6 protein-coding genes and 1 pseudogene are annotated in these 6,979 nt (G+C 68.6%); 4 read left to right on the forward strand and 3 right to left on the reverse strand.

Annotated elements, in window-relative coordinates; translation table 11 throughout:
• Positions 1–3: 3 nt before the first annotated feature.
• The 3 genes from C7C56_RS17025 to C7C56_RS28945 form a co-directional block, all read right to left on the reverse strand.
• The gene (locus C7C56_RS17025; RefSeq protein WP_106758567.1) at positions 4–876 is read right to left on the reverse strand and encodes a glucosamine kinase nucleotide-binding domain-containing protein; all 873 of its coding nucleotides are present in this window, start codon (positions 874–876) and stop codon (positions 4–6) included.
• A 300-nt stretch (positions 877–1,176) separates the two neighbouring features.
• Positions 1,177–2,523, reverse strand: a complete 1,347-nt coding sequence (locus tag C7C56_RS17030) for a GIN domain-containing protein (RefSeq protein WP_106758568.1) — start codon at positions 2,521–2,523, stop codon at positions 1,177–1,179.
• A 217-nt stretch (positions 2,524–2,740) separates the two neighbouring features.
• Positions 2,741–3,013 (reverse strand): hypothetical protein, encoded by a 273-nt coding sequence (locus tag C7C56_RS28945; protein WP_181373215.1) that lies wholly within the window; start codon positions 3,011–3,013, stop codon positions 2,741–2,743.
• A gap of 191 nt (positions 3,014–3,204) precedes the next feature.
• Here C7C56_RS28945 and C7C56_RS17040 point away from each other — a divergent pair, with 191 nt between their 5' ends.
• From C7C56_RS17040 to C7C56_RS17055, 4 genes and pseudogenes are all read left to right on the forward strand, one after another.
• Positions 3,205–4,122: a LysR family transcriptional regulator gene (locus tag C7C56_RS17040; RefSeq protein ID WP_106758570.1), complete on the forward strand. Its 918-nt coding sequence runs from the start codon at positions 3,205–3,207 to the stop codon at positions 4,120–4,122.
• A 489-nt stretch (positions 4,123–4,611) separates the two neighbouring features.
• Positions 4,612–5,124: a hypothetical protein gene (locus tag C7C56_RS17045; protein ID WP_106758571.1), complete on the forward strand. Its 513-nt coding sequence runs from the start codon at positions 4,612–4,614 to the stop codon at positions 5,122–5,124.
• A gap of 27 nt (positions 5,125–5,151) precedes the next feature.
• Entirely contained in the window at positions 5,152–6,774 is a 1,623-nt protein-coding gene (locus tag C7C56_RS17050; RefSeq protein ID WP_106758572.1) for an ExeA family protein, read from the forward strand.
• A 1-nt stretch (position 6,775) separates the two neighbouring features.
• Positions 6,776–6,979: pseudogene (locus C7C56_RS17055) on the forward strand (general secretion pathway protein GspB); the annotation flags it as partial.

Raw genomic sequence — 6,979 nt, forward strand, 5'->3', positions numbered from 1 at the left:
GGTTTATTTTTCCTTGAGGTGGCGGACGATCATGCGCAGCGCGCCGCTGGCGGCGTCGCCGTGCGCCTGCACGCTGCGCGCGAGCAGCTCGGGCGGCAGGTGGGGGCGCAGCGGCTCCCCGAGTCCGCCGCACAGCGCCAGCGGCAGCCGTCCGGACGGGTCGAGCGCGGCCGTGATCTCGGCCACCTCGTGGCCGGCGTCGGCCAGGAAGGCGCGCGCCGTGCTGTCGCTGGTGGCGTGCCGGACCACGATCGGGGCCAGGCTGGCGTAGCTGGTCTGGGTGGCCCGGCCGAGCCAGAGCTGGACGGCGTCGCGGTCGCCGCCGCAGGCCGCGATCAGCTCGCGCGCGAACGGGCTGTCCGGGCGGCGCCCGTCGAGCACCTTTTCGATGTGGTTGATCGCACGCAGGCCGATCCAGCCGCCGCCGGCCTCGTCGCCGGCCGGAAAGCCCCAGCCGCCGACCTCGCGCAAGCTGCCGTCGGCGAACAGGGCCTGGCCGACGCTGCCGGTGCCGATCGCGACGATGATGCCGGGCTCGCCCCGGTGCGCGCCGAGCAGCGTGGTGTAACCGTCGTTGTCGAGCGCGAGCGCGCCGTAGCCGGGGTCGGCGGCGGCGAACCGGGCGGCCCACTGCTTGTTGTGCACGCCGGCCATGCCCAGTCCGATGGCGGCCGCGCCGATGGCGGGCCGGTCGATGCCGATCTCGCGGAACGCCTGCGCGACGGCGTCGCCGACCGCGGCCCACGCCGGCGCGATCCCGAGCGACAGTCCGGAGGGGCCGCCGCGGCCCTGGGCCAGCTCGGTGCCGTCGGCCCTCGCGAGGCGCACGCGGGTGCCGGTTCCGCCGCCGTCGACGCCGATTAAATAGTCGATCATGGTCTGCTTTGTGCCTGTGTTGTGCCAGTGTTTGTTGTCGATCGCGGTCCTGCGGCCGCGCTGGAGGTCAGGGCACTATAGGGTTGCACTATTGGCTTGTCAACAGGTATTTAATTGGTATTATTGGAGCATGAATTGGCATTGGCTCAAACGGCGCTCTTGCCATAGCGAATGACCCAAATCGAACAAATTCCGGGGGCGGAAAGTGGTATTGTTTTCTGGCTCAAAAAAAACGACGTTCGGGCCGATGGCCGGAACGTCGCGGTGGTGGATCGCTGCGCCGCGGATGCGGCGCGCGCCTCACAGGCTGGTCTGGCGCGTGCCGCGGCGGTCGACCCTGAGCAGTTGGGTGCCGGTCTCGCCCTTGCCCTTGACGCTGACGAGCGCCTCGCCCGGACCTTGCACGGCGACGTCGGCGCGGCCGGCCACCAGGTCGCGCGCGCGCAGGCCGCCCGAACCGGTCAGCTGCGCCTCGACGCTGTCGACGCTGCCGCGCAGGGTCGCCTCGCCGGGGCCGCGCATCTTGAGCAGCAGGCGCTTGCCTGCCATGCTGGCGTCGAGCGTGCCCGAGCCGTCCATCTCGGCGTCGAGCGTGTCGGCCACGGCCGACAGTTCCACGTTGCCCGGGCCGCGGCTGCGCAGTGTGGCGTTGCGCGCCTTGAGCTGGCCGGCGTCGAGGTCGCCCGAACCGCTCACTTGCGCCTCGAACAGGTCGGTGCTGCCGGCCAGCGTCACGTTGCCGGGGCCGCGCATCCGCAGGCGCGTCTCCTGGGCCTGCAGGCCGCGCACCTCGAGTTCGCCCGAGCCCGAGACCTCGCCGGTCAATTTCTTGATCGGTCCCGCGATGCAGCCGTTGCCCGGCCCGCGCAGTTCGGCCGCCGCGGCGGCGACGGCCAGCGCGCAGCCTTCGAAGTCGCCCGAGCCGCTCATCTCGAGGCGCAGTTCGGCGCTCGAGCCGCTGAGCGTGGCGTTGCCGGGGCCGCGCATGCGCAGATCGAGCTTGCTCAATCTGAGCGATTCGGCCGCGAGGTCGCCCGAGCCGCTGATGGCGGCGTCGAGCCGGCCGTCGACGTCGGCCATGGCGACCTCGCCGGGGCCGGTCATGTCGAGCTTGACGTTGGTGGTCTTGAGACGGCGCAGATCGAGGTCGCCGCTGCCGGCGCTGCTGGCGGCCAGCTCGCGCACGCTGCCGGTGGCGTTCAGGTCGCCGGGGCCGTGGAGCGAGAGCGTGAAGCGCTCGGCCGCGAGCTGCCCGAGCGCGACGTCGCCGCTGCCCGACATCTTCAGGCTGTTGAGGGTTGCGGCCGAGATGCGCAAGGTCGGCATCTGCTTATTGATGTTGACGTCGAAGCGGAAAAACGATTTGCGATCGGCGACCGGGCGCACGGTCAGGGTGCCGCCGCTGACGAAGGTTTCGATCTTCGCCAACTGCTCGCGCTCGCCCGTGAGCGTGAGCCCGTCCGGACCCTGCGCGGTGATGACGACCTTGTAGGGGCCGCTCAGGTTGATCGCGCTGAAGGCGCCGATCTGGCGCGTTTCGGTCACGACGGGCTTGGCGCCGGTGTTTTCGGCGTGGCTGGCGGGGGCCGCGAAGGCGCCGGCGGCGAGGGCGACGGCGAGGGTGGTTTGCTTGAGTGTTGTTCTCATGTTTGTTCTGGCTCCGATGGGACGCCGCGCCGGGTTGCGGTGTCGAGTGGCGCCAGAATAGGGGAAACCGAAAACCCCGGTGCGGGAAAACCGACGGATGTCAAAAAACGCGGCGTCAAATGCACTAGCCGGGGGCCAGAACGCAAACGGGGCGGACCGGCTGCCCGGTCCACCCCGCATCCGGCCGGAGCCTGCGATGCTTATTTTTGCGCGATGCTTAGTTGCTGTACTGCTCGATCAGGATGGCGAAGGCCGTCTTGTGGTTGCGGGCGAACTCGACCGCCTCGGCCTTGGTGATGGCGCGCTTGCTCCAGCCCGGCTGCGAGACCTTTACGGTCTGGACCACCGGGATATTCAGTGTGGCGAAGGTGCTCACGGCGGCGGCGGCGTTGGTCGCGGCGGCGGTGTTGGCGGCGGGCGCATCGGCGGCGAAGGCGGAACCGGCTGCGACAAACACGGTGGCAGCAGCGAGGAATTTTTGTACGTTCATGGTCTTACTCCGGTTTATGTTGTGATCGTCGCGCTTGGCTAAATGCCTGTGCCGCGGCGGTGGGGGACTGTGTCGCGAGTCCATGGAAGCCATTCTATCCATTGCGGCTGATGAGAAAAAGGCGAATAATGGAAATGTACTATTGCTGAATGTGGAATGATTGGGGGTGGAAATGATTGGGGGGAGGTGGAATGGATAGGCTGCAATCGATGCGGGTGTTCGCCAAGGTGGTCGAGCAGGGCAGTTTCGCGGGCGCCGCCACGGCGCTCGAGATGTCGAACGCGGTCGTCACGCGCAATGTGGCCGACCTCGAGGCCCATCTGGGCACGCGCCTGCTCAACCGCACCACGCGTAAGTTGTCGCTGACCGAAACCGGGCAGCAGTATCTGGAGCGGGTGCGCCAGATATTGCTCGACATCGACGACGCCGACGCGCTCGTGAGCGCGACCTCCAAGAACCCGAGCGGCACCCTGCGCATCTACTGCCAGCCCGGCTTCGGCCAGTCGCAGCTGGCGCAGCTGCTGCCGCTGTACGCGAAGGCGGTGCCGGAGGTGGTGCTCGACGTGACGCTGGCCGACCACAACGTCGACCTGGTCGAGGAGGGCTACGACGTCGGCATTTTCATCGGCCTGCAAAAATTCGACGCCAGCATGATCGCGCGCCGGCTGGCCACATCGACCGTGGTGCTGTGCGCCTCGCCCGACTACATCGCGCGGCGCGGCGCGCCGGCCACCCCGGCCGACGTGGCGCGGCACGACTGCCTCAATTTCGCGTTCGAGCAGCTGCGCCACCACTGGCCGGTGCAGTGGGAGAACAAGAGCCTGAACGTGCCGATCACGAGCCGCATGGTGTCGAACAACGGCGCGGTGCTGCGCGAGGCGGCGCTGGCCGGCATGGGCATCATGATCCGCTCCTCGTTCACGCTCGAGGACGATTTCGCCAGCGGCCGCCTGGTGCAGCTGCTCAAGGGGCACCACCTCGGGATCGTCTCGGTGATGATGGTCTACCCGAGCCGGCGCCAGATGTCGGGCAAGCTGCGCAGCTTCGTCGACTTCATGAGCGCGCGCTTTCCGCGGCCCGAGAGCGATCCCTGGCTGCCGGCCGCGTGAGGCCATCGGTTTCCGATTGCTTGTTTTCAATTGCTTGTTTCGCATCGCCCGTTTGCGGTTCGTCGCCCGGTTTCCACAAGCGCGCAAAATAGGTCGAATCAAGCCTGTACATATCCGGGCCGCGTGCTATATTGCACATAAGAACTGAATGTTTCGATGAAGAATCTTCACGGAGGGCCGCCCGCCTTCCGTTCGACCCGGGACAACAACAAAAAGGTTAGTCGAGCTGTAGCTGCTCACTTCCGGAGCCCGCGCCCTGCGCGGGCTTTTTTTCGTCCCTCCCCGGCAAGCTTGTCACATACCGGGCGGCGGGTGGCATAATGTGCGCAGCCCGGGCGCGGCATGTGCCGCCGGGCCTTCACCAGGAGTTGGCAATGAGCAAAGCACAAGACAACAAAAAAGAGACCAAAAAAGAACCGGCTAAGAGCATGAAAGAAAAGAAGGAAGCCAAGAAGGTCAAGAAGGAAGAGCGCGCCCGCCACTGACCGTGTGAGCCGGCACCCGCTTCGGGTTCTGGCCGCGGCCTCGCGCGCGGCCGCGCGCCGCGCCCTGGCGGCGGCCTTGCTGTGCCTGGCGCCGGCGATCGCGGGCGCCGTGCCGTCGACCTTCGGGCCGGTCATCGGCAGCGCGGTGCTGTGCCGCAGCCATCTCGACAACGCCTACTTCTACGCCTACATGGCCAGCACCTTCGGGCCGCACTACAAGCACGAAGGCGGCGCCTACTGGTTCAAGACCGGCCCGGCCAGCCTGTGGGGCGCGACCGTGTCGGACATCATGGTCAGCGACGACACGAGCGAACTCGTTTTTGTGGGCGCCGTCAGCGACGCCGGGCCCGACGCGCTCGAGGCGGCGATCCGCGCGGCGTCGGGGGTGCGCCATTTCAAGGCCGACGCCACGGCGTTCCCGGTGCGCCAGTCGCGCCCGGGCAGCAAGATCGTCTATTTCCTCGACAAGTCGAAAGTCTACTGCGCCAAATACAAGCCGTTGCCGCCAGCCCGCTAGGCGGCGCGGGGCACATCCGGGAAATCCATGTACAAGCATTATTTCAGCCTGAAGCAAGCACCGTTTTCGATCGCCCCCGATCCGCGCTACCTGTTCATGAGCGAACGCCACCGCGAGGCGCTCGCGCACCTGCTCTATGGCGTCGGCAGCGGCGGGGGCTTCGTGCTGCTCACGGGTGAGATCGGCGCCGGCAAGACCACCGTGTGCCGCTGCTTCATCGAGCAGATCCCGGCCAACTGCAAGCTCGCCTACATCTTCAATCCGAAGCTGACGGTCGAGGAGCTGCTGCTGTCGATCTGCGACGAGTTCGGCATCGCGCCGGCGGCGGCGGGGCCGGGCGTGGTCAGCGTCAAGGGCTATGTCGACGCGATCAACGGCTATCTGCTCGCCAGCCACGCGCAGGGCAAGAACAATGTGCTGATCATCGACGAGGCGCAGAACCTGTCGGCCGACGTGCTCGAACAACTGCGCCTGCTGACCAACCTCGAGACCAACGAGCGCAAGCTGCTGCAGATCATCCTGATCGGGCAGCCCGAGCTGCGCGCCATCCTGGCCCGTCCCGAACTCGAGCAGCTGGCCCAGCGCGTGATCGCGCGCTACCACCTCGGGTCGCTCTCGCCGGAGGAAACCGGCAGCTACGTCGCGCACCGGCTGGCGGTGGCCGGGGCCACCGCGCCGGCGCCGTTCCCGGCGCGTCTGATGCCGCACATCCACCGGCTCACGCATGGCGTGCCGCGCCGGATCAACCTGTTGTGCGACCGCGCGCTGCTCGGCGCCTATGTAGAGAACAGCCGCGTAGTGACGCGCAAGATATTGAGCACGGCCAGCGCCGAAGTGTTCGCCGGCAGCGCGCCGCCGGCCAAGGCGCCGGCGCGCCGCTGGCCCTTGCTGGCCGGCGGCCTGCTGGCCGGCGCCGCCATCAGCGCGGCGGCGGCGTGGCAATTGCTGCCGTTCGCTGCGGCGCCGGCGCCGGCCGCGGCGCGGGCGCGTCCCAAACCGGTGGCCGTGGCCAGGGCGCCCGCCCCGGCGCCGGCAACGGTGGCCGCCGCCGTGGCGCCGCTCGGCCATGCGCTGGCCGACGACGCGCTGCGTGAACTGGCGTCCCTGTGGGGCGCCCCCCTGCCCGAGGGCGAACCGTGCGCGGCGGCGATCCGAATCGACCTGCGCTGCAACCAGGGCAGGGGCGGCGTGTACGACCTGCGCCTGCTCGACCGGCCCGCCATCGTGACCCTGCGCGAGGGCCAGGACCAGCGCCACGCGGTGCTGACCCGGCTCGACGACAAGACCGCCACGCTCAGTTTGAACGGCGTGTCGCAGGTGGTCGACCTGGCCACGCTGGCGGCGCGTTTCGACGGCAGCTACACCACCTTCTGGCGCATCCCGCGCAGCTTCCGCGACGAGGTCAGGGCGGGCGAGCAGGGCGCCGATGTCGACTGGATCGCGGCGCGCCTGGCGCAGGCCGCTGGGCAGCCGGCGCCGCCGCCCAACGCCTACTTCGGCAGCGCCAGCCAGCAGTTGCTGCGCGCGTTCCAGAACCAGCAAAACCTGAAAGCGGACGGGGTGGCCGGACCGCGCACCTTCATGCGCCTGAACCAGATGAGCGGGGTCGCAGAACCGCGCCTGCTCGCGCCACCCGTGGCGGGAAAATAATATGTCCTATATCCTCGAAGCGCTTAAAAAGGCGCAGGCCGAACGCCAGCTTGGCAGCACGCCGACCATCCATGCGCCGCCGCCGCATGCGGCGCCTTCGGGCGCCGCCGGCGACTCGCGCAAGCCGCTCTGGCTGATCGGCGCGGTGTGCGCCGTGCTGGCCGTCGCGCTCGCCGCGGTGCTCTGGCAGCGGCAGGCGGCATCG

This window comes from Massilia glaciei, from assembly GCF_003011895.2.
GTDB lineage: Bacteria > Pseudomonadota > Gammaproteobacteria > Burkholderiales > Burkholderiaceae_D > Telluria_A > Telluria_A glaciei.

Excerpts from the sequence above, each read along its gene's own strand:
- C7C56_RS17025 (WP_106758567.1), bottom strand. The coding sequence starts at position 876 with ATGATCGACTATTTAATCGGCGTCGACGGCGGCGGAACCGGCACCCGC.
- C7C56_RS17030 (WP_106758568.1), bottom strand. The coding sequence starts at position 2,523 with ATGAGAACAACACTCAAGCAAACCACCCTCGCCGTCGCCCTCGCCGCC.
- C7C56_RS28945 (WP_181373215.1), bottom strand. The coding sequence starts at position 3,013 with ATGAACGTACAAAAATTCCTCGCTGCTGCCACCGTGTTTGTCGCAGCC.
- C7C56_RS17040 (WP_106758570.1), top strand. The coding sequence starts at position 3,205 with ATGGATAGGCTGCAATCGATGCGGGTGTTCGCCAAGGTGGTCGAGCAG.
- C7C56_RS17050 (WP_106758572.1), top strand. The coding sequence starts at position 5,152 with ATGTACAAGCATTATTTCAGCCTGAAGCAAGCACCGTTTTCGATCGCC.